Here is a 21,855-nt window from a genome sequence, read left to right on the forward strand (position 1 = left end):
CCTGATGTCCTCTTTTAACGACATGATCAAAAACATCACCCCGGACATCTACGAGAGCCTGAAACTGGCCGTGGAAATCGGCAAGTGGTCCGACGGTGGCAAACTCACCGCCGAACAGCGCGAGCTTTCGCTGCAGGCGATGATCGCCTGGGAAATCCAGAACCTGCCTGAAGACCAGCGCACCGGTTACATGGGCCCGCAGGAATGTGCGTCGAAGTCGATCGAAGTGCCGAACATCCTGTTCAAGTCGGATGCCATCCATTGATCGAGATTGGCCGCGGTGCAATCAGCAAAATGTCGGCGCGCCTGGACGGGCCGAATGTGCAATACGCGTTTCGTCTGGATGACGTCGAGGTCCCGGTCAACCCCATGATCGGCACCACGGTGCGTCTGGAGTACCTGGGGGCGATTCATTGCACCCATTGCGGGCGCAAGACCAAAACCAGTTTCAGTCAGGGTTACTGCTACCCGTGCATGACCAAACTGGCGCAGTGCGATCTGTGCATCATGAGCCCGGAGCGTTGTCACTTCGAGGCCGGTACCTGCCGGGAGCCGGAGTGGGGGCAGAAGTTCTGCATGACTGATCATGTGGTGTATCTGGCCAACTCGTCGGGGATCAAGGTCGGTATCACCCGCGCCACGCAGTTGCCGACCCGCTGGCTCGATCAGGGCGCGAGTCAGGCGCTGCCGATCATGCGCGTATCGACGCGCCAGCAGTCGGGCTTCGTCGAAGACCTGTTCCGCAGCCAGGTGGCAGACAAGACCAACTGGCGCGCGTTGCTCAAGGGCGATGCGGCGGCGGTGGATCTGGCGCAAGTGCGCGATCAACTGTTTGAAAGCTGCGCCGAGGGCTTGCAAGGCCTGCAGCAGCGATTCGGCCTACAAGCAATTCAGACGATTGCCGATGTAGAACCTCTCGAAATCCGCTATCCGGTCGAGCAATACCCGGCCAAAATCGTCAGCTTCAACCTGGACAAGAACCCGATTGCCGAAGGCACGCTGCTGGGTATCAAGGGTCAGTACCTGATTTTTGACACCGGCGTGATCAACATTCGTAAATACACGGCCTATCAGCTCGCCGTGCATCAATAAGGATTCCAGCATGCGCACCGAACAACCGAAGATGATTTACCTGAAGGACTATCAGGCGCCCGAGTACCTGATCGACGAGACGCACCTGACCTTCGAGCTGTTCGAGGACCACAGCCTGGTCCACGCGCAACTGGTGATGCGCCGCAACCCGGAGCGTGGCCCAGGCCTGCCGCCGCTGGTGCTCGACGGCCAGCAACTGGAACTGCTGTCGGTAACCCTGGCCGACCAGGAACTGAGCGCCGGCGATTATCAGCTGAGCGAAAATACCCTGACCCTGCAGCCGGCCAGCGCCAGCTTCACGGTCGACACCAGCGTCCGGATTCACCCGGAAACCAATACCGCGTTGGAAGGCCTTTACAAGTCCGGCACGATGTTCTGTACCCAGTGCGAGGCCGAAGGCTTCCGCAAGATCACCTATTACCTCGACCGCCCGGACGTGATGAGCAAGTTCACCACCACGGTGGTCGCCGAGCAGCACAGCTATCCGGTGCTGCTGTCCAACGGCAACCCGATTGCCTCCGGCCCGGGCGAAGACGGCCGACACTGGGCGACCTGGGAAGACCCGTTCATGAAGCCGGCGTACCTGTTCGCGCTGGTGGCCGGTGATTTGTGGTGTGTCGAAGACACCTTTACCACCATGACCAACCGTAATGTCGCGCTGCGCATCTACGTCGAGCCGGAAAACATCGACAAGTGCCAGCACGCGATGAACAGCCTGAAGAAGTCGATGCGCTGGGACGAAGAGGTCTACGGTCGCGAGTATGATCTGGACATCTTCATGATCGTCGCCGTCAACGACTTCAATATGGGCGCGATGGAGAACAAGGGCCTCAACATCTTCAACTCCAGCGCCGTGCTGGCTCGCGCAGAAACCGCCACCGACGCCGCGCACCAGCGGGTCGAGGCAATCGTCGCCCACGAATACTTCCACAACTGGTCGGGTAACCGCGTGACCTGCCGCGACTGGTTCCAGCTGTCGCTCAAGGAAGGCTTCACCGTGTTCCGTGACGCCGGTTTCTCCTCGGACATGAACTCGGCCACGGTCAAGCGCATTCAGGACGTAGCGTACCTGCGTACCCACCAGTTCGCCGAAGATGCCGGCCCGATGGCCCACGCGGTGCGCCCGGACAGCTTCATCGAGATTTCCAACTTCTACACCCTGACCGTGTACGAAAAAGGCTCGGAAGTGGTCGGCATGATCCATACCTTGCTGGGTGCCGAAGGCTTCCGCAAGGGCAGTGACCTGTACTTCGAACGCCACGACGGCCAGGCCGTGACCTGCGACGACTTTGTCAAGGCCATGGAAGACGCCAACGGTGTCGACCTGACCCAGTTCAAACGCTGGTACAGCCAGGCTGGCACGCCGCGTCTGGCGGTCAGCGAGTCCTACGACGCCGCGGCGAAAACCTACAGCCTGACCTTCCGCCAGAGCTGCCCGGAAACCCCGGACAAGGTGGAAAAACTGCCGTTCGTGATCCCGGTCGAACTCGGTCTGCTCGACAGCAAAGGCAACGAGATCGCGCTGCGTCTGGCCGGTGAAACGTCGGCCCAGGGCACCACCCGCGTGATCTCGGTGACCGAGGCTGAGCAGACCTTTACCTTCGTCGACATCGCTGAACAGCCGCTGCCATCGTTGCTGCGTGGTTTCTCGGCACCGGTAAAACTGAGCTTCCCGTACAACCGCGACCAGTTGATGTTCCTGATGCAGCACGACAGCGACGGCTTCAACCGCTGGGACGCCGGTCAGCAACTGTCGGTGCAGGTGCTGCAAGAACTGATCGCGCAGCAGCAGAAGGGCGAGAGCCTGGTGCTCGATCCGCGATTGATCTCGGCGCTGAAAACCGTGCTGTCCGATGAGTCGCTGGATCAGGCCATGGTCGCCGAAATGCTTTCGCTGCCGAGCGAAGCGTATCTGACCGAAATCAGCGAAGTGGCGGATGTCGAGGCGATCCACACCGCTCGCGAGTTTGCCCGCAAGCAACTGGCGGACAATCTGTTCGAAGCGCTGTGGCTGCGTTATCAGGCCAACCGCGACTTGTCGAAGCAGACGCCGTATGTGGCCGAGGCCGAGCACTTTGCCCGTCGCGCGCTGCAGAACATTGCGCTGTCGTACCTGATGCTCAGCGGCAAGCCGGAAGTGCTGGCCGCTACGCAGGAACAGTTCGAAAACAGCGACAACATGACCGAGCGCCTGACCGCGCTGGCGGTGCTGGTCAACTCGCCGTTCGAAGAACACAAGGCCAAAGCGCTGGCGACGTTCGCCGAGCACTTCAAGGACAATCCGCTGGTCATGGATCAGTGGTTCAGCGTGCAGGCCGGCAGCACACTGCCGGGCGGTCTGGCGCGGGTGAAGGCGTTGATGCAGCACCCGGCGTTCAATATCAAGAACCCGAACAAGGTGCGTGCGCTGGTCGGTGCGTTTGCCGGGCAGAACCTGATCAACTTCCACGCCGCCGACGGTTCCGGCTACCGCTTCCTCGCGGATCTGGTGATCGAACTGAACGGCTTCAACCCGCAGATCGCTTCGCGGCAACTGGCGCCGCTGACTCGCTGGCGTAAATACGACAGCGCCCGTCAGGCGCTGATGAAGGCTGAGCTTGAGCGGATTCTGGCTTCCGGTCAGCTGTCCAGCGATGTATATGAAGTGGTGAGCAAAAGCCTGGCGTAACGCATAACGAAATGTGGGAGCGGGCTTGCTCGCGAAAGCGGTGTGTCAGACACGGAGATGTCGACTGGTATACCGTATTCGCGAGCAAGCCCGCTCCCACATGGGAGCGCGGTTACTCGGTTATTTCAGGTCGAATCGATCCAGCTCCATCACCTTGGCCCACGCCGCCACGAAGTCTTTGACGAACTGTTCCTTCGCGTCAGAACTCGCATACACCTCGGCCAGCGCGCGCAGTATCGCGTTGGAACCAAACACCAGATCGACCCGCGTCGCGGTCCACTTCACGCTACCGGTCTTGCGATCGCGTCCTTCGAACTCGTCCGCTGCCGCTGACGTCGGCTTCCACTCCACGCCCATGTCCAGCAGGTTGGTGAAGAAGTCGTTGCTCAGGGTTTCCGTGCGCGAGGTGAACACGCCATGCCGGCTCTGCCCGACATTCGCCCCCAATACCCGCAGACCACCGACCAGTACGGTCATTTCCGGAGCGGAGAGGGTGAGCAGTTGCGCCTTGTCGATCAGCAGCGCTTCGGCCGACACGGTGTATTTGCCCTTGCTGTAGTTGCGGAAACCATCGGCAATCGGTTCGAGGAAACCAAACGACTCGACATCGGTTTGCTCCTGAGTCGCGTCGGTGCGTCCTGGATTGAACGGCACAGAGACCGAGTGCCCGGCGTTTTTCGCCGCTTGCTCGACCCCGGCGTTACCCGCCAGCACGATCAGATCCGCCAGCGAGACTTTCTTGCCGGATGATCCGGCGTTGAACTCGTTCTGAATGCCCTCAAGGGTCTTCAGCACCTTGTCCAGTTGCTCCGGCTGGTTGGCCTGCCAGAATTTCTGCGGGGCCAGACGCAGACGTCCGCCGTTGGCGCCCCCCCGTTTGTCCGAACCACGGAATGTCGATGCCGCGGCCCAAGCGGTGGACACCAGTTGCGACACTGACAGACCGGACGCCAGCACTTTGCTTTTCAGCGCCGCCGCATCATTGCTGTCGATCAGTGGGTGAGTGGCATCGGGAATCGGGTCCTGCCACAGCAGTTCTTCGTTCGGCAGTTCCGGGCCGAGGTAGCGCGACAGCGGACCCATGTCTCGGTGGATCAGTTTGTACCAGGCGCGGGCGAAGGCGTCGGCCAATTGATCAGGATTGGCCAGGAAACGGCGGGCGATCGGCTCGTAGATCGGGTCGAAGCGTAGCGCCAGGTCGGAGGTGAGCATGGTTGGCGCGAGTTTTTTGCTTGGATCGTGCGCATGGGGAACGGTGCCAGCCCCCGCGCCGTTTTTCGGTTTCCACTGGTGCGCACCGGCCGGACTTTTGAACAGTTCCCACTCGAAACCGAACAGGTTTTCCAGGTAATTGTTGCTCCACTGAGTCGGGGTCGTGGTCCAGGTGACTTCGAGGCCACTGGTGATGGTGTCGGCGCCTTTGCCGGTGCCGAATGCGTTGCGCCAGCCGAGGCCCTGTTCTTCCAGGCCGGCCGCTTCCGGCTCAGGTCCGACATTGTCGGCCGGGCCGGCGCCGTGGGTCTTGCCGAAGGCGTGACCGCCGGCGATCAGCGCGACGGTTTCTTCGTCGTTCATGGCCATGCGGCCGAAGGTTTCGCGGATATCGCGACCGGAGGCGACCGGGTCGGGATTGCCTTCAGGGCCTTCCGGGTTCACGTAAATCAGGCCCATCTGCACGGCGGCCAATGGATTTTCCAGATTACGTTCGCCCTGATCGGTGCGGCTTTGCTCTTTGCCGTGCAAGTCCGGTTCGGCCACCAGCGTACCGTCACCCGGTTCCTGCATGGCCGACTTGTCTTTGCCGTAGCGGCTGTCGCCGCCGAGCCATTCGCGCTCCGAACCCCAATACACGTCTTCGTCCGGTTCCCAGACATCGGGACGTCCGCCGGAGAAGCCGAAGGTCTTGAAGCCCATCGACTCCAGTGCAACGTTGCCGGTGAGCACGATCAGGTCGGCCCAGGAAATATTGCGGCCGTATTTCTGTTTGATCGGCCACAGCAGTCGCCGCGCTTTGTCGAGGCTGACGTTGTCCGGCCAGCTGTTGAGCGGAGCGAAACGCTGTTGCCCGGAGCCGGCGCCACCGCGGCCATCGGCGGTGCGATAGGTGCCGGCGCTGTGCCAGGCCATGCGGATGAACAGCGGGCCGTAGTGGCCGAAGTCCGCCGGCCACCAGTCCTGGGAGTCGGTCATCAGCGCACGCAGGTCTTGTTTCAGGGCCTGGAAGTCCAGGCTATGGAAGGCTTTGGCGTAGTCGAAGTCCTTGCCCAGCGGATCGGACTTGGGCGAGTGCTGGCTGAGGATCTTCAGGTTCAGTTGATTCGGCCACCAGTCACGGTTTGTCGTACCACCACCGGCGGCGTGGTTGAACGGGCATTTCGATTCGTTTGCCATGTTCGAGTCCTTATCAGGTCTTGTGCGGCCGGCTCATGCCGACTTCGGACTAGTAAGGCTAGACCCGACTCGGGCAGTCAGCTAATAGGCCGACTATTGGAGGCTGATAGGCAAACTCTTCAATGAATGATGCTATGGAATGAGTTGAAAGGTTTTTAGCTCGAAATCGACTAAACGACTGTCATTTCTGACAGTGCGCGGAGGAATTAATAAAAAATATATTGGCTGCATGTTAAGGGCCTGATGAATCACAAACCTTTGTTGGCAATCGAGTCGGGAGTGTATTTGCATGAAAAATTCAATTAAACCAGAAGAGCAAATTCTTAAGCTGATTCATGAAGGTCGCGGTAAATATAAAGGCACGTTTAAAGCTAGCGTTGATAACGTAGAGTTCATGTTCGCGGATACGAACGTGGTGTTTCACAGGGCAGGAGAGGAATATTACATTGTTGGGGCTGATAGAGATAATAAAAACTCCGTAGCCTTCTGTGTTCCATGGGCTATAAAAGAAGGCCCTCACGAGGTGAAGTGGTACAAAGGTGGTCTGGTTTGGAGCGTTAGTAAGGGCGGCGATTTTCACGAGATTCAACAAGGGGTGGCAACTGTGACGTTCTTACAAAGCGGCGAATATAAATACGGTGTTAAAGGTGAAATCGATTTTAGTTTGCCTCGAGTAGGGAAAATAACAGGTAAATTTGAAATTAAGCTCCGTGAGTAAACGTAAAGGGACGGATCCAACCAATCCGTCCCTTCCCTGATTTCAACTCGATTGCACAGTCTCATCATCCGGCAACGCATCCAGCGGATCTTCCTGCCCCGGCAATTCAGTAATCACACTGAAATCCGTGACCTCGACCGCACCCAATCCATAACCCAGCAAATGAAACGAGAAAGCCTTGCGCTGTTGCGGGTTGTCGAAACTGAAATCCATCTTCAGCGGCTGATCCGCCGTGGCGACCATCTCGGTCGGCAGGCCCAGTTGCACGTCCTGTTCGAACTCCTTGGCCTTGAGCTGAATGTACGCCGCCTGCTGCGGGTCCACCGAGCGCACGGTCAGGCGCACGCGGGTGTGCGAACCCTTGGGCATTTCCAGGTATTGCGCACCGATCAGGTTATCGGCCCAGTCATCCTTGATCTGCGCCTGCAGCGGGATGACGTTGTTGCTGCCGAACTGGTAACGCTGATTGAGCGGGGTGCGCAGCAGCGACAGGTCCAGCGCCATGGCCCGCGCGGCAATCTGCCGGGCCTGCTGGCTGCTTTCATTGCCCTTGAAGGTGGCCCGCTCGGCAATGAACCCGGCGCTTTCGTAGTAGCGGCAGCGGCGCGGCATGTCGCACTCGGAAAAGATCCCCTGGCCGTTGTGGTAGCGCAGCTTGCCGTTGGTGTAGGACATGATTTCGCGTCCGCTGTCGTAGTCGCGGAACAGCGAACGGCCGCTCAGCGCCGACGGCACCGGCAGATCGAAATAGTCGAGGATCGACGCGCTCAGATCGACATGACCGTAGACCCCGGCATTCAGTCGCGGCAGTTGCTCGTGTTCCGGGGCCAAGGTCAGGTTGAAACCCCAGGACGACGCCAGACGCACGCCATCGATGCCGTGGGATTCGTCCGAGGTGATCACCACCAGCGTGTCTTTCAGTACGCCCTGGCGTTCGAGACCGCTGAGAAACTGCTCCAGCGCATCATCGAGATAACCGACGGCAGCCTGTTTCGGCGTCTCGTAGCGCGCCAGATAGTCTTCCGGTGCGGAGTAGGGCTGGTGCGTGCCGACGGTCAACAGAGTGAGCATCCACGGTTGCTTCTGCTTCTTCAGTTGGCCGACGTAATCCAGCGCGCCTTCGAAGAACGCCTTGTCATCCTTGCCCCACGGAAACTCCAGATAGTTGGCGTTGCTGAACCACTCCAGACCATGGGTCGCATCGAAACCGATGTGCGGCATGATCTTGTCTTTGGCCATGAAACGCAGACCGGCGCCTTGCAGGTAATGAGTGCTGAAGCCGTTCTGCCGCAGCTGCGCCGGCAGGCAGGCCTGATTGCGCTCCTGCTGGGTGAGCATTTCCACGCCTTTGGGCGTGCCGTTGTTGAGCTTGTCGTAATCGCCACAGAGCATGGCGTACAGGCCGCGAATGGTCTGGTGCGTATGCAGCACGTAATCCGGGGTGTTCATGCCGCGCTCGGCCCAGCGGCTGAGATTGGGCATAAGGTCTTCCTGATAATGACTGCCGATGGCCTCGCGATTGGCGCGGATGTAAGCGCCGGGAATGCCTTCCAGGGCGATGATCAGCACATTGCGCGCCTGACCCGGTGCGGCCAGCAGCTTGTGGCCATTGAGATCCAGATCGGTCAACCCGGCCATCTGTGGCGCGGGTTCTTCGACGTCACCGTCCAGCCATTCCTCGGCCTGCAACTGCAGATCGGCGACTTGCGAGGCGAGCAACTGATGCGGCAGGTTGTACAGGCGCCACGGATCCTCCTCGCTCGGCCACTGGTTTTGCACGCCCCAGTGCGCGGCGAACAGCAGCGCCGGTGCGGCCCACACGGCACGGTGCAGAGCAGCAGCGGGCTGCGCGCGATTGGCGAAACGCGTCAGCAACCAGAGCAGCAGCGCCAGCAACAGGGCCACGCCCAGCGCCGGATGGGCAAAGCCGCCACCGGTGGAGTTCTCCACGAACTGCGGGTCAATCAGGTAATGCAGGTCGGCAGGATTCGGCAGTCGGCCGACAGCGCTGACCAACTCCGCCGTCGCCACCGCCAGCACCCCCCAGAACAGCAGCAACGGCAACGCCAGCCACCACGCACGGCGATGCAGCAACAGCACCAGCAAACTGCCAATCGCCAGGTCGGATAAATAGCCAAACGACGACGACCAGCCCAACGCCGCGCGCAAGCACACCGGTACGATCAGCACCAGCAGAATCAGGGAAAACAGGCGGGCATGCGGCTGCCGCAACCAACGCAAAAGAACGCTCACAAACAAAGACCTTCCAGCCATCAAACCGTCATAAAAGTGTGCGCGATGATACCAAGGGTGGGCTGTCTGATCGCCCTTTTAAACTACCGGCTGATCCGCTCTCGCAGGCACGGCGCAGGGCTTGAGGCCGTGACTGGCGTTGGTGTCAGCCCGCTAGCGACGGACGCCCAGCTTGTAACCGGTGGCAGATTTATTGTTTCAGGCTGTTTAAACCGGCGCACGATGGCAAACGTGAGCGTGCTATGGATATTCGATAACGGTATTTAATTTCTGTTTTTTATAGCGATAGAGTTCGGCCTTTCAGCAATCCACCCTGCTGCGAGGTTGTCATGGCCATACCGTTCAACCGTTCTGCGCTGACTCTGTTGGCCGCATCCCTGGCAGGCAGTCTGCTGTTCAGCGCCGGCGCCCAGGCCGAAGGCAAGATCAGCATCGCCCAGCAATTCGGCATCGGTTATCTGATTCTCGATGTGGTTCGTGATCAGCAGTTGATCGAAAAACACGGCAAGGCACAGGGGCTGGAGATCAAGGTCGACTGGAACAGCATCTCCGGCGCCACTGCGATGAACGAAGCGCTGCTGACCGGCGCGCTGGACGTGGTCTCCGCCGGGGTGCCGCCGATGCTCACCGTGTGGGATCGCACCCGGGGCAAACAGAACGTCAAGGCGATTGCCTCGCTCGGCTCGATGCCCAATTACCTGCTGACCAACAACCCGAACATCAAGACCCTGAAGGATTTCAGCGACAAGGATCGCATCGCCGTGCCGGCGGCGGGCGTGGGGTTCCAGTCGCGGACCCTGCAGATCGAAACGGCCAAGGAATTCGGCAATGACCAGTACAAAAAATTTGACGACATCTCGGTCAGCCTGCCGCATCCGGACGCCACGGCGGCGCTGATTGCCGGTGGTTCGGAAATCAACTCGCACTTCTCCAGCCCGCCGTTCCAGTATCAGGCGTTGCAAAACCCCAATGTGCACAAAGTGCTGAGTTCCTACGACGTGCTCGGCGGTCAGGCCACGTTCAACGTGCTCTACACCACGGAAAAATTCCACGACGAAAATCCCAGGACCTACAAGGCGTTCTACGACGCGTTGGCCGAAGCGGAAAAAATCATCAAGGCCGACAAGCTCGCCGCCGCCCAGGCGTACATCCGCGTCGAACAGTCGAAGCTGCCGCTGGCGCTGGTCGAGCAGATCGTCAAAGACCCGGAAATCGACTTCACGGTAGTGCCGCAGCGCACGTTTATCTATGCCGAGAAATTGCAGGAACTGGGCGTGCTGAAGAACAAGGCTGGCAGCTGGAAGGATTACTTTTTTGAAGAGGCGCATGGTGGCGCGGGGAGCTGATAACGGCTCGCCAAAGAGTTGAAGCCTGTGGTCGTTTCTGGACAGCCTGATGGCCACTCAGTAGCATCCGCGCTCAACGGATTTTCCCTTCGCACGTCGTCCGACGTGGAGTTCTCAAGGAATCGACATGCGCGACACCCCCAATGGCGAACAACGAACGGTCGTGACCTTGGTCAACGGCGAGATTCATCACGAAACCCAGATCAGTTTCAGCTCGGTGTCGGTCGTCAATGGCGAAGTGCGGGTGCATACCGCTGAAGGCAATCAGATAAATGTCCAGGTACCGGGGGCGGACTTCTCATTGCGCTTTGATCTGGATGGAGTGCAGCAGATTCCAGTGGCGCAGCAGGCACCGGTTGAAACGGTGCCCGTCGACAACAACCTGAAGCTGTTCACCTGGAAAACCGTACTGATCACCCTTGGGCTGTGGACAGTGGTCAACCTGATCACTGGTTGGCTGGGATTTTTTGCGGCGGCCGGTTATCTCGGTTATCGCTGGAGTCAGGTGTTGAAGCGCAAGCAGCAGTTGGCTGTGGCGCCCGTGGAGAAAACTGCAGCGGCATCGCGCTCGGGGATGTCGAGAGAAAGCGTGCGCAATGCACTGGCCCGCAAGCGCGGCTGACATGCGCGATAAAAAAGGGGCAACCTGATCATCAATCAGGCCGCCCCTTTTTATTACCGCCAAGTCAGATCAATGCATCTTGCTGTGATCGTGGCCTTCCATGTGTGTCAGCGCACGCACTTCGGCTTTGACTTCGACGGTTTCTTTCTCGCCCTTGGCGTTTTCCACGGTCAGGGTCAGCGGTACGCTTTCGCCTTCCTTGAGCTGGCCGGTCAGGCCCATCAGCATCACGTGGTAGCCGTTCGGGTCGAAGGTGACGGCTTTGCCGGCTGGCAGGTCAACCGATTTGACCGGGCCCATGCTCATCACGTCGTTCTTCATCGACATTTCGTGGATCTGCACATCCTTGGCCACTGGCGAGGCCACGCTCAGCAGTTTGCTGTCGCTGTCCGCGGTGACGGTCATGAACGCGCCGCTGGCCGATTGGGTCGGCACGGTCGCACGCACCCAGGCATCATCGACCTTGGTCTGAGCCGAGGCTTGAAACGCCAGGCCCAGCAGGGACAGGGCGAAAACGGCGCGTTTGATGTTGTTCAAAACGGGGTGCATCAGCAGACCTCCATAACGGTGAGCAAATCTTCCGTGCACTCTTGTGCCGAAAGCGATACAGACAGACCCATGCGCAACTGGCCGCGCGAGTCGTAGACGTAACTGGTGGACGTGTGGGAGATGGTGTAGGTGTCGCCGGCCGGCACCTTCTCGAAGAACACGTCGAATTCCTTGGCGGTGGCCTGGGTTTCTTCCAGCGTGCCGTACAGTGCGACGAAGCTCGGGTCGAAGGCTTTGACGTAGGCGTCGAGGATCTGCGGCGTGTCGCGTTCCGGGTCGAGGGTGATGAAGATCACCTGCAGACGGTCGCCGTCCTTGCCCATCAGCTTCTTGATTTGCGCGGCGCGGGCGAGGGTGGTCGGGCACACCGCCGGGCATTGGGTGAAGCCGAAGAAGATCATCGGCATCATCCCGCGAAAGCTCGACAGCGTCATGGTTTCGCCGTCGGTGTTCTTCAGCTTGAAGGTGCGTCCGAGGATCTTGTCACTCAGGTCCTTGCCGTACTTGTACGACAGTTGGCCACGGGTGTCGCAGCCCGCGAGCAGGCCCAGGCCCAGCACGCCCATTCCCGCAAGCACCTTGCGGCGAGTCAACAAAGCCGTCATCTAATACCGCCTTTTGCAGCCCGTCAGTCGGCAGGACTGGCGGGGGGTTAACCGTAAAAGCGGCGCATGATACCAAACTGACGGCAGACGCCGGCCACGGATCGCCGCGCGGCGCAGGATCGGGCGACAAAAGGTGTAAGAAAAAGTGACGAGGGGCTACTGAACCCGGGCCTCATTGGCCTGCCAGCCGCCGCCCAGCGCGGTGTACAGGTTGACCTCGGCGACCAGTTGCGCGAGGCGATCAGTAATCAGCCCCTGCTGTGAACTGAACAGTGAACGTTGCGCATCAAGAAACGTCAGGCTGCTGTCGACACCGTTTTGATAGCGGTGCTGCGCCAGGTTGTAGTAGTCCTGAGTCGCCTGCACCAGATCGCGTTGCGCCTGCAATTGCTGCTGATAAGTGCTGCGCGCCGCCAGGCCGTCGGCGACTTCCTGAAACGCGGTTTGAATCGATTTTTCGTATTCGGCGACCGCCACATCCTTCTGCAACTTCGAATAATCCAGACTCGCGCGCAGGCTGCCGGCGTTGAAAATCGGCAGGTTGATTTGCGGCTGGAACGTCCACGCCCCGGAGCCGCCGCTGAACAGTCCGGACAGATCGCGGCTGGAAGTGCCGGCGCTGGCGGTCAGGCTGACACTGGGGAAAAACGCCGCGCGCGCTGCACCGATGTTGGCGTTGGCCGCTTTCAGTTTGTACTCGGCCTGCAGAATGTCCGGGCGCCGTTGCAGCAGGTCCGACGGCAACCCGGCCGGCAATTGCTGAACCAGATCGCTGGCCAGTGGTTGCGCCGGCAGTTGCTCGGGGACCTGAGCGCCAACCAGTAGCGTCAGGCTGTTGAGATCCTGCGCCACCTGGCGTTTGTATCGCGCCAGATTGGCCCGCGAACTGTCAACGCTGGTCCTGGCCTGCGCCTGTTCCAGCGCCGAAGACTTGCCGGCCTCACGGTTGCGCGTGGTCAGGCGCAGGCTTTGCTCATCCGCGGCCAGGGTCTGGCGCGTCAGTTCGAGCAACTCCTGATCGGCGCGCCAGGTCAGGTAGGCATTGGCGACGTTGGCCACCAGACTCAGCTCGGCACTGCGCCGCGCCTGTTCGGTCGCCAGCCAGGTTTGCAGCGCCTGTTCGCTGAGGCTGCGCACCCGGCCGAAAAAATCCAGCTCATAGGCACTGACACCCAGATTCACCGCATAGGTCGAATTGATCATGGCTTTGCTGCGGGTCACGCTGGGCGGCATGCGCTGGCGCGACTCGCTGGCATTGGCCGACACCGCCGGCAGCAAATCGGCGCGCTGGATGCGGTACTGCGCCTGAAACGCCTCGACGTTCAGCGCGGCCACCCGCAGATCGCGATTGTTCACCAGCGCGCTTTCGATCAACTGTTGCAGCGCCGGGTCGTTGAACAGCGTGCGCCAGTCTTCAGTGCGCGCTGCGGCGGATGTCGGTGCCGGGTAAACCGCGCCTTGCGGGTACTGCGCAGCGCTCGGTGAGGCAGGGCGCTGGTACTCGGGAATCAACGAACAACCGGCCAGCAGGACGGCGAAGGACAGCAGGGAAATGCGCAGCATCGAACGCTCTCATGCAGAAAAAACACGTGCCGGGAACCGCGTCCCCACACCACCATCGAACACTGTTGAACACGACTGTGCGGTTACGCCCCGGCCATCCAGCGCGCCAGACCATGCCGTCCGCTGACCCCCAGTTTGGCGGTCGCTCGCTTGAGGTAGGTCTCGACGGAACTGCTCTTGACCCGCAGCTTCTCGGCCAGTTGCGGCACGGTACCGCCGGTCAACAAACCGAGGCAGACTTCTTTCTCTCGGGCCGACAGCACGATGCCGCCCAGCGCCAGACGTTCGTCGAACACCTGCTGCAACGGCGCCTGCTCCAGATCGGCCAAGGGCAGGCGCGGCTGTTTGGCGACGATCTGCCGACTGAGCTGCGCGTGCCGTTCGATCAGCGGCAACAGGGTGTCGGACAGGCTTTTGAGAAACGACAGTTCCGGCAGGGAAAACACCCGTTGCGTATGCGGTCGGTAGAACGAGATGACACAGCGGCGATTAGAGGTGCGGGACACCAGATTGCACTGGTGCACGCTGTGCTGCGGATGTTGCGGCTGGAGCGACGCTTTGAGTTGAATCAGCAGGGAGTCATTCATCTCGATCATCTTCTGCAACAGCGGATGATCGTCCGGGCGCGGCAACGAGTCCGGCGGCGGGAAGGTCTGCGGCAGGCCAGCGCTGCCCAGCGCCTTGATCTCGACCACGCTGGCCTGGCGCTCGTCCAGCGTCCATTCGCTGAGATCGACGCGATTGACCGGCACCAGGGTGTCGACCAACTGGAACAGGTTGCTGGCGAAATGATCGTCGCCGGTGCTGGCAATCAGTTCCCCCAGTTGCCAGTAGAAATGCGGGTTTTCCATGTTGCGAATGCTGCCGGTCAGATTCATATCCTTGTCATCCCTGGTTCCGAGTCATCACCGAGTCGTCCGCTGTTTATGCAAAAGCCGCCCACGTAATCGTCTCTCCTTGAAACTGATCTGGGGCGGGATTTAAGCCTATGGATTTGTCCTACGTCTGTAGGGGAAAACAGGGACACAAAGTGCCATCATTCCTGAAAGTTGGCGCCGGGCTTCTGACGCCATTTGCTACAGGTGTTGCGCATCGCGTGACTGTTTGGTCACGGCAAGACCTTGAAAACCGGGGCAGTGGCGTTTTTTTGAGGTCACAACGCAGGTCGATGGCAGCGCTGGTGTGTGGCATTTTTCCTACAGAATTTTCAGTGTTTCCTCTCCGAACTTTTAGTGGGTTCCCACCCAATCAGGGGCTACAAGCGCTGACAGGCCAGCGCCCGGGGCGGGGTTGTCCGGGTTTTACGTGTCATGTCGGCATCGGGGCCGATGCTTGAATAGGCGCAAAATCACATGAGAAGGATCTTATGCCGCCTATTTCTGCCCCTGCGGTGGCCACGCCGTCCGCATCGCTCCAGACGTATCCGCTGACCGCTGCGCAGCTGGATATCTGGCTGGATCAGCTGAGTCGCGGGGATTCGCCGCTGTACAACATCGGCGGCTACCTGGACCTCAGCGGGCCGCTGGATCCGGCGCGGATGCAGGCTGCGCTGGAAGCACTGGTAGCCCGGCATGACGCGCTGCGCACGATTCTGCTGCCGGGCGCTGGCGCCGATGGCCTGCCTTTGCAGCAGTTCGCCCGGTCAGTAGCGGTGCCGATGCCGATCGACGATGTGTCGGCGCACAGCGACCCGGAATCGGCGGCGCGGGCATTGGTGCAGGCGCGCATCGATCAGCCCTTTGTGCTGGACGGCGGCTGCCTGTTGCGCTTTCTGTTGATCCGCCTCGATGAGCAGCGACACTGGCTGTCCGTGCAGGCGCATCACTTGATCGTCGATGGCTGGGGCTTCGGCGAAATGTTCAAGTCGCTGGACGAGATCTACAACGCGCTGGCGCACGGCCAACCGGCACCGGTCGCGGCGCCGTCGTACATCGACTTCATCGAGGACGATGCGCGCTATCAAGCGTCGCCGCGTTATGCGCAGGATCGCGCCTATTGGCTGGACAAGTACCGACAATTGCCCGAGCCGCTGTTGCTGCCACGGCATCAGCAGAGCCTGGCCGGCCAGACCGCGCAGACGCAGGTCTACGCGCAGCCCTTGCCGGCGTTGCTGCACGAGCGCATGCAGCAGGTGGCCCGAGCGTTCGGCGCGTCGGCGTTCCATGTGTTGCTGGCGGCGCTGCATGTCTACTTCAGCCGCACCGCACAACGTGACGAATGGGTGGTTGGATTGCCGATTCTCAACCGCTCCGGCGCGCGCTTCAAATCCACGCTTGGGCTGTTCGCCCAGGTCAGTGCGGTGCGTATGGGCTTCGGTCGCCACTGCACGTTCGCTGAACTGGTGAGTACGATCCGTGAGGAACTGCGCAAGGATTTCCGCCATCAGCGCTTCCCCGTGAGTGAGATGAATCGCGCCCTCGGCCTGCTGCGGGAGGAGCGCTCGCAGCTGTTCGAAGTCACTGTTTCCTACGAGCAGGGCACTCATGATTATCGCTACGGCGAGGCGTCGGGACGGATCATCAAGGCCTCGAACGTCGAAGAGGCCACACCGCTGGCGGTGCACTTGCTGAGCAATCTGGCCAATGATGACGCGCGGCTGTACCTGATCTACAGCGAGGCGTATTTCAACGCCGATGAAGTCAAGGCACTGGCCGAACGCTGGTTGCTGATTCTGGAGCAGGGACTGGAAGCGGTGAATCTGGCGGTGGCGGATTTCGATCTGAGCACGCCGGAAGAAACCGCGTTGCTGCAACAGTGGAATGCCACGCGGGTGGACTACCCGGCGCCGACGCCCCTTCAGCAACGTATCGAAGCGCAGGCGACGCTACGGCCGCACGCGCTGGCGGCGGTTGATCAGGGGCAAAGCCTGACCTATGCCGAACTCAATCAACGCGCCAACGCGCTGGCGCATCATCTGCTCGATCTCGGGGTGCGCCCGGATGACCGGGTGGCGATCGTTGCCCGGCGCGGCCTCGACACGCTGGTCGGACTGTTGGCGATCCTCAAGGCTGGCGCCGCGTATGTACCGCTGGATCCGGCGCATCCAGCCGAGCGCCTGAGCTACCTGCTGGAGGACAGCGCGCCCATCGCGGTGCTGACCCAGCGCGCGCTGCGCGGGCATTTGCCGGCGTTGTCGGTGCCGGTGATCGAGCTGGATCAGCCGAGTTGGTCGGCTGGCCGGGTCGACGCGCCGAAGGTGCCGGGGCTGACCCCGGCCAACCTCGCTTATGTGATTTATACCTCCGGCTCGACCGGCCTGCCCAAGGGGGTGATGGTCGAGCACCGCACCCTGTGCAATCTGGTCGATTGGCACGCTGATGTCTTCGACCTGCATGCCGGCAGCCATACCTCAAGCCTGGCCGGTTTCGGTTTCGATGCGATGGCCTGGGAAGTCTGGCCGGCGCTGTGCGTGGGCGCGACCCTGCACCTGGCGCCGGCCAGTGAAGGTAGCGAAGACATCGATGCGCTGCTCGACTGGTGGCGTGCGCAGCCGTTGGACGTGAGTTTTTTGCCGACGCCGATCGCCGAATACGCGTTCAGCCGCCAGCTCGATCACCCGACGTTGCGCACGCTGCTGATCGGTGGCGATCGCCTGCGCCAGTTCCCGCGTCAGCCATCGTTCGAAGTGATCAACAACTACGGCCCGACCGAAGCCACCGTGGTGGCGACCTCGGGGCGCATCGACGCCGGGCAGGCGCTGCACATCGGCAAACCGGTGAGCAACGCCACGGTGTATCTGCTCGACGAGCAGCAGCAACCGGTGCCGCTTGGCGTGACGGGCGAGTTGTACGTCGGTGGGGCCGGGGTGGCGCGCGGTTACCTGAACCGCGCAGAGCTGAGCGCCGAACGCTTCCTGCGTGATCCGTTCAGTGCTGAACCGGGCGCGCGCCTGTACCGCACCGGCGACCTCGCGCGGTGGCGCGCCGACGGCAATCTGGAGTATCTGGGGCGCAACGATGATCAGGTGAAAATCCGTGGCATCCGGATCGAGCCGGGGGAGATCGAGAGCGCACTCGCCAGCCATCCAGCGGTGCGCGAAGCGGTGGTGCTGGTGCGCGACGGGCAATTGCTGGCGTGGTTCACCGAGCAGGCGCCGCTGGACATCAATGAGCTGCACGCGCAACTGAAAACTCGCCTGAGCAGCGCCATGCTGCCGAGCGCCTATGTGCGTATGTCGGCGCTGCCGCTGACCGCCAACGGCAAGGTCGATCGCAAGGCACTGCCGGCGCCCGGGCCGGACGATCTGATCCGCCGCGAATACGAGGCGCCGCAGGGTGAGGTCGAAATCGCCCTGGCGCAGATCTGGGCCGAAGTCCTGCAAGTCGAGCGGGTCGGGCGTCACGATCACTTCTTCGAACTCGGCGGGCATTCGTTGCTGGCGGTGATCTTGATCGAGCGCATGCGTCAGCTCGATCTGAGCAGCGACGTGCGCGTGCTGTTCAGTCAGCCGACCCTGGCGGCGCTGGCGGCCTCCGTCGGCAGCGGTCGGGAAATCGAAGTGCCGGCCAACCGCATTGCCGCCGATTGCACCTGCATCACGCCAGAGATGCTGCCGCTGGTACAACTGCAGCAGGCGGACATCGAGCGAATCATCGCCACGGTGCCGGGCGGCGCGGCCAACGTGCAGGATATTTATCCGTTGGCACCGCTGCAGGAAGGCATTCTCTATCACCACATCACCGCTGAGCAGGGCGATCCGTACCTGCTGCAATCGCAACTGGCGTTCGACAGTCTTGAACGCGTCGAGGCTTTCGCCGCAGCGTTGCGAGAAGTCATGGCGCGCCACGACATTCTGCGCACTTCGGTGCTCTGGGAAGGCCTGAACACCCCGGTGCAGGTGGTGTGGCGCGCGGCAATTCTGCCGTTGCAGGAGGTCGAGCTGGACCCGGCCGACGGCCCGGTCATCGAGCAGTTGCACGCGCGCTTCAACGCCCGGCGTTATCGCCTCGACGTCAGCCAGGCGCCTCTGATGCGCCTGGTGTATGCCCGTGATCCGGCGCTGGATCGGGTGGTGGGGATTCTGCTGTTCCATCACTTGGCGATGGATCACATCGCCCTCGAAGTGATGCGCAGCGAAATGCAGGCCAGTCTGTCGGGGCAGGTCGTGGCGCTGGCGCCGCCGGTGCCGTATCGCAATTACGTGGCGCAGACGCGGCTGGGCGTCAGCGAGCAGGAACACGAGGCGTTTTTCCGCGCGCAACTGGCGGACATTGATGAGCCGACCCTGCCATTCGGCCTGCAGGAAGTGCAGGGCGACGGGCGCGGCATCGACGAAGCGCAGCAGGCGTTGCCGGCTGACGTCTATCAGCGCTTGCGCACCCAGGCGCGACAGGCCGGAGTCAGCGTGGCGAGCCTGATTCATCTGGCCTGGGCGCGGGTGCTGGCAGCGACGTCCGGCCAGCAGCGTGTGGTGTTCGGCACCGTGCTGATGGGGCGCATGCAGGGGGGCGAGGGTGCTGACCGGGCCTTGGGCGTGTTCATCAACAGCTTGCCGTTGCGCATCGATGTCGATGCGGGGGTGCTCGACGCCGTGCGCGCCACCCATGCGCGGCTGACCGCGCTGCTCGGGCATGAGCACGCGTCGCTGGCACTGGCTCAGCGCTGCAGCGGCGTCGCCTCGCCGTCACCGTTGTTCAGCGCGCTGCTCAATTATCGGCACAGTGACGAGTCCGAACTGCTGGAGCCATCCAGCCATGCCTGGCAAGGCATCGAAACCCTGGCCAACGAGGAGCGCACCAATTACCCGCTGACCATGAGCGTGGATGATTTTGGCAACGGCTTGCGCCTGACCGGCAGGGCTGTGGCGCAGATTGGCGCGCAACGGATTTGCGGTTACATGCAAGCGGCGTTGAGTGGCCTGGTGCAGGCCCTGGAGCAGACGCCGCAACAGCCGTTGAACCGTTTGCCGATCCTGCAGCCCGAAGAGTTGCAACGCTTGCTTATCACCTTCAACGCCACTGAGGTCGATTGTCCGCTGGACCAGCCACTGCACGCGTTGTTCGAAGCACAGGTGCGGCGTAAGCCGGAGGCCATCGCGCTGCAATCCGCGCAGGGAACCCTGACTTACCTTGAGCTCAATCAGCGCGCCAATCGTCTGGCCCATCACCTGCGTGAACTCGGCGTGCAACCGGACTCGCGCGTAGCAATCTGCGTCGAGCGCGGACTGGATCTGATCGTTGGTTTGCTCGGCATCCTCAAGGCTGGCGGCGCCTATGTGCCGCTGGACCCGGACTATCCGCTGGAGCGCCTGAACTACATGTTGCAGGACAGTACGCCGGTCGCACTGCTGGTGCATGACGCCACGCGGCAATTGCTCGGCGAACCGGGTGTGCCGCTGATCAATCTGGAGCACGGCAGTTGGGAGCAGCTGTCGTCAGACAATCTTCAAGTGCCGGGCCTGCGTGCGTCGAACCTCGCTTACATGATCTACACCTCGGGCTCCACCGGGTTGCCCAAAGGCGTGATGATCGAGCATCGCAGCGCCTGCAACATGGTGCATTGGGGTTCGCAGCTCAGTCCGCCGACCGAGCACGGCGCGCTGCTGCAAAAGGCGCCGTTCAGCTTCGACAGTTCGGTGTGGGAGATCTTCTGGCCGCTGTGTTCCGGGATGCGTCTGGTACTGGCGCGACCGGACGGCAACCGCGATTCGGCGTATGTGGTGCAGACCATTCGCGAGCAGCAGGTGACGGTGGTCAAGTTCGTCCCGGCGCTGTTGCAGCAGTTCATCGAGCAGGACGGTGTCGAACAGTGCAGCAGCCTGACCGATGTGCTCAACGGGGGTGGCGAACTCAGTGCGGCGCTGGCCCGCCAAGTGCGCGATCGCCTGCCGTGGGTGCGGTTGCATAACGTTTACGGGCCGACTGAAACTACGGTGGACAGCACGGGCTGGACGCTTGAACCGCATATGCCGGTGCCGGACAGCGTGGTGCCGATCGGCACAGCCTTGAGCAACACCCGGCTGTACGTGCTCGACGCGTACGGACAACCGGTGCCACAAGGTGTCAGCGGTGAGTTGCACATTGGCGGCGTCGGCGTGGCGCGTGGTTATCACGGTTTGCCGGAAATGCAGGCCGAGCGCTTCATCGACAGCCCGTTTGTTGCGGGTGATCGCCTGTATCGTACGGGCGATCTGGCGCGCTACAACAATCATGGGGAACTGGAATTCCTCGGCCGCAATGACTTCCAGATCAAGCTGCGGGGCTTGCGCCTGGAGCCGGGGGAAATCGAGGCGCGGCTGATCGAACATCCGGCGATTCGCGAAGCGGTGGTGATGGTGCGCAATGAACGTCTGGTGGCCTGGTACAGCCTGCGCGCCGGCATCGACGCGCCATCGTTGGAAACCTTGCGCGGCCATGTGCTGGAGCGCTTGCCCGAGTACATGGTGCCCGGCGCGTTTGTGCTGCTCGACGCTTTGCCACTGACGCCAAACGACAAGATCGACCGCAAGGCCCTGCCGGAACCGGGGGCAGATGCGGTGATCAACCGCCCATACGTGGCGCCCGAGGGTGAAGTCGAAACCACGCTGGCGCGGATCTGGAGCGAGGTGCTTGGCGTCGAACAGGTCGGACGGCACGACAACTTCTTTGAACTGGGCGGGCATTCGTTGCTGGCGGTGAGTCTGGTGGCGCGCATGCGTCAGAGCGGTTTGCACACCGACGCCCGAGCGCTGTTCAGCCAGCCGACGCTGGCGGCGCTGGCGCTCAGCACCACGCCAGAGGCGCAGCACGTGGTCATTCCGCAAACCACCATCCCGAGCCTCACCCGCAAACGGCGGCTCTGACCCGGAACTGATTGTGTAAACCAAACCCTGTGGGAGCGGGCTTGCTCGCCAATGCGGTGGATCAGTCGATGTTGATGGCGACTGTTACACCGTATTCGCGAGCAAGCCCGCTCCCACAGGGGTATTGCGGTGACCGAGCCGGCGGCTTGTCCCCGCTTCCCATGTCAGCCCCGCAAGCCCCGATGTTTTAGTTTTTCCAGGCTGCGCACAGCAGGCACGGACTCGCCGCTGCGCGCTCCTTTTTCTCGTATTTACAGCAGGTTATCCC

At 61.5% G+C, this 21,855-nt stretch carries 13 protein-coding genes; 7 read left to right on the plus strand and 6 right to left on the minus strand.

The window, feature by feature from the left end; translation table 11 throughout:
* Nucleotides 1-4 precede the first annotated feature (4 nt).
* Genes CRO59_RS14745 through pepN form a run of 3 tightly spaced genes read left to right on the plus strand, consistent with a single transcriptional unit; the run spans nucleotide 5 to nucleotide 3,760 of the window.
* Nucleotides 5-265, plus strand: coding sequence for a YeaC family protein (locus tag CRO59_RS14745; protein WP_003224178.1), 261 nt, complete (start codon nucleotides 5-7; stop codon nucleotides 263-265).
* Nucleotides 262-1,092, plus strand: a complete 831-nt coding sequence (locus CRO59_RS14750) for a DUF2797 domain-containing protein (protein ID WP_027613137.1) — start codon at nucleotides 262-264, stop codon at nucleotides 1,090-1,092. The genes CRO59_RS14745 and CRO59_RS14750 overlap by 4 nt, the downstream gene beginning before the upstream one ends.
* Before the next feature lie 10 nt (nucleotides 1,093-1,102).
* Nucleotides 1,103-3,760 (plus strand): aminopeptidase N, encoded by a 2,658-nt coding sequence (pepN, locus tag CRO59_RS14755; RefSeq protein WP_097087908.1) that lies wholly within the window; start codon nucleotides 1,103-1,105, stop codon nucleotides 3,758-3,760.
* A 120-nt stretch (nucleotides 3,761-3,880) separates the two neighbouring features.
* Here the strand turns inward: pepN and katG are convergent, their stop codons facing one another.
* On the minus strand, nucleotides 3,881-6,151 hold the full coding sequence (gene katG / locus CRO59_RS14760) for a catalase/peroxidase HPI (protein WP_097087906.1): 2,271 nt from the start codon (nucleotides 6,149-6,151) through the stop codon (nucleotides 3,881-3,883).
* 289 nt (nucleotides 6,152-6,440) lie between these two features.
* Between katG and CRO59_RS14765 the strand changes: the two genes are divergently transcribed.
* On the plus strand, nucleotides 6,441-6,869 hold the full coding sequence (locus CRO59_RS14765) for a hypothetical protein (protein ID WP_097087905.1): 429 nt from the start codon (nucleotides 6,441-6,443) through the stop codon (nucleotides 6,867-6,869).
* Nucleotides 6,870-6,911: 42 nt separating this feature from the next.
* On the opposite strand, the gene CRO59_RS14770 is transcribed toward CRO59_RS14765, so the two are convergent.
* Entirely contained in the window at nucleotides 6,912-9,143 is a 2,232-nt protein-coding gene (locus tag CRO59_RS14770; RefSeq protein ID WP_097087903.1) for an LTA synthase family protein, read from the minus strand.
* A 308-nt stretch (nucleotides 9,144-9,451) separates the two neighbouring features.
* On the opposite strand from CRO59_RS14770, the gene CRO59_RS14775 reads away from it, so the two are divergent.
* Complete coding sequence (locus CRO59_RS14775) at nucleotides 9,452-10,468, plus strand: ABC transporter substrate-binding protein (protein ID WP_097087902.1); 1,017 nt, start codon at nucleotides 9,452-9,454, stop codon at nucleotides 10,466-10,468.
* A gap of 127 nt (nucleotides 10,469-10,595) precedes the next feature.
* Complete coding sequence (locus CRO59_RS14780) at nucleotides 10,596-11,090, plus strand: hypothetical protein (protein ID WP_097087900.1); 495 nt, start codon at nucleotides 10,596-10,598, stop codon at nucleotides 11,088-11,090.
* Nucleotides 11,091-11,159: 69 nt separating this feature from the next.
* On the opposite strand, the gene CRO59_RS14785 is transcribed toward CRO59_RS14780, so the two are convergent.
* From CRO59_RS14785 to CRO59_RS14800, 4 genes are all read right to left on the minus strand, one after another.
* A complete protein-coding gene (locus tag CRO59_RS14785; protein WP_027613130.1) occupies nucleotides 11,160-11,639 on the minus strand; it encodes a copper chaperone PCu(A)C in 480 nt (159 codons plus the stop codon).
* The gene (locus tag CRO59_RS14790) at nucleotides 11,639-12,244 is read right to left on the minus strand and encodes an SCO family protein (protein ID WP_047599796.1); all 606 of its coding nucleotides are present in this window, start codon (nucleotides 12,242-12,244) and stop codon (nucleotides 11,639-11,641) included. The genes CRO59_RS14785 and CRO59_RS14790 overlap by 1 nt, the downstream gene beginning before the upstream one ends.
* Nucleotides 12,245-12,400: 156 nt before the next feature.
* Entirely contained in the window at nucleotides 12,401-13,807 is a 1,407-nt protein-coding gene (locus CRO59_RS14795; RefSeq protein WP_097087898.1) for an efflux transporter outer membrane subunit, read from the minus strand.
* 83 nt (nucleotides 13,808-13,890) lie between these two features.
* Complete coding sequence (locus tag CRO59_RS14800) at nucleotides 13,891-14,685, minus strand: helix-turn-helix transcriptional regulator (protein WP_097087896.1); 795 nt, start codon at nucleotides 14,683-14,685, stop codon at nucleotides 13,891-13,893.
* A 488-nt stretch (nucleotides 14,686-15,173) separates the two neighbouring features.
* On the opposite strand from CRO59_RS14800, the gene CRO59_RS14805 reads away from it, so the two are divergent.
* Nucleotides 15,174-21,587: a non-ribosomal peptide synthetase gene (locus tag CRO59_RS14805; RefSeq protein WP_097093092.1), complete on the plus strand. Its 6,414-nt coding sequence runs from the start codon at nucleotides 15,174-15,176 to the stop codon at nucleotides 21,585-21,587.
* Nucleotides 21,588-21,855: the final 268 nt, after the last annotated feature.

Origin of the sequence: Pseudomonas sp. LAMO17WK12:I5 (assembly GCF_900215165.1) — a bacterium.
In the GTDB taxonomy this organism is placed as follows: Bacteria; Pseudomonadota; Gammaproteobacteria; order Pseudomonadales; family Pseudomonadaceae; genus Aquipseudomonas; species Aquipseudomonas putida_A.